Below are 1,549 nucleotides of genomic sequence, written 5' to 3' on the forward strand. Positions count from 1 at the left end.
CGCGACCGCCCGGTGGACGCGCTGTCCGGCGGCCAGCGGCAGCGGGTCTGGATCGCGCTCACCCTCGCGCAGGACACCGACGCCCTGCTGCTGGACGAGCCGACCACCTACCTCGACCTCGCCCACCAGATCGAGGTCCTCGACCTGCTGCGGCGGCTGAACCGCGCGGGGGGACACACCGTCGTGGCCGTGCTGCACGACCTGAACCAGGCGTGCCGGTACGCCGACCACCTGGTCGTCATGAAGGACGGCGCCGTCGTGCGCCAGGGAGCGCCCGCGGACGTGGTGGACGCCGCCTGCCTGTCCGAGGTGTTCGGCCTCGGCGGCATCGTCGTCCCCTGCCCCGTCACGGGCGCGCCCATGATCGTGCCGGACGCCCCGGCCTGAACGAAGGAGAACACCGGATGAGGCTCACGAAGGGACTGGCGGTCGCCGCCGCCGCGGCACTGGCGCTGAGCGCCTGCGGCGGCTCGGACGACTCGCCGGCGTCCGGGGCGACGCACGTGGTGAAGCACGCGATGGGGGAGACCAAGGTCCCCGACGCGCCCAAGAAGATCGTCGTGCTGGACACCGACAAGGTCGACACCCTCGCCACGCTCGGCCTGACCCCGGTCGGCGCGACCGTCCCGGACCAGCAGGCGGGCATGCCCAAGTACCTCGGCCCCGGGCTCGGCGAGGTGAAGAGCGTCGGCACGACCCAGCAGCCGGACGTCGAGGCGATCGCCGCGCTCAAGCCGGACCTGATCCTCGGCTCGAAGTTCCGGATGGAGAAGTACTACTCCCAGCTCAGCAAGATCGCCCCGACGGTCTTCACCGCGCAGGTCGGCGTCACCTGGAAGCAGAACTTCCTGCTGGACGCCGAGGCCGTCGGCAAGAAGACCGAGGGCGAGCAGAAGCTCAAGGCGTACGAGGACCGCGCCCGCGAGGTCGGCAGGTCCTTCGGCGACCCGGCGAAGCTCAAGGTCAGCGTCATCCGCTTCATGCCGGACGAGATCCGCCAGTACGGCCCGGACTCGTTCTCCGGGATCGTCCTGCACGACGCGGGCCTCGGCCGTCCGGACTCGCAGCTGCTCAAGGACAAGGCCGACAAGCGCTTCGCGCCCCTGAGCCCCGAGCGCGTCGACCAGGCCGACGGCGACTTCGTGTTCGTCGCCGCCTACGGCGCCAAGGCCGCCGACGCGCAGGCCAAGACCACCGCCGGGCCCCTGTGGAAGCGCCTCGCCGCCGTGAAGGCCGGGCACACCAAGGTCGTCGACGACGAGATCTGGATGACCGGCATCGGCCCCACCGCCGCCGGCAAGATCCTGGACGACCTCCAGACGAACCTCGGGCCGCTCGCCAAGAAGTGACCGCCCCGCATCCGAAGGCCCCGCGCGACAGCGTGGGGCCTTCCGCATTCCGCTACCCCGTGTTTTAAAGTCCTGGCCCACTTCGCTCGCCTAGCGGCTCGCTACGTGACCAGGCCTGGGCGAACGCGGCATCGCTTCGCGATCTGCCCGGTTCCGCTCGCCTTCGGCATCGCTCCACCGGGCAGGTAACGCGTTCGCGC

2 protein-coding genes are annotated in these 1,549 nt (G+C 71.0%); both read left to right on the forward strand.

The window, feature by feature from the left end; translation table 11 throughout:
* A partial coding sequence (locus AB0J52_RS39915) for an ABC transporter ATP-binding protein (protein WP_500188356.1) occupies positions 1 to 387 on the forward strand: 387 nt, incomplete at its 5' end.
* A 17-nt stretch (positions 388 to 404) separates the two neighbouring features.
* The gene (locus AB0J52_RS39920; RefSeq protein WP_500188357.1) at positions 405 to 1,349 is read left to right on the forward strand and encodes an ABC transporter substrate-binding protein; all 945 of its coding nucleotides are present in this window, start codon (positions 405 to 407) and stop codon (positions 1,347 to 1,349) included.
* The last annotated feature ends 200 nt before the right edge of the window (positions 1,350 to 1,549 follow it).

Origin of the sequence: Spirillospora sp. NPDC049652 (assembly GCF_040675125.1) — a bacterium.
Lineage (GTDB): Bacteria > Actinomycetota > Actinomycetes > Streptosporangiales > Streptosporangiaceae > Spirillospora.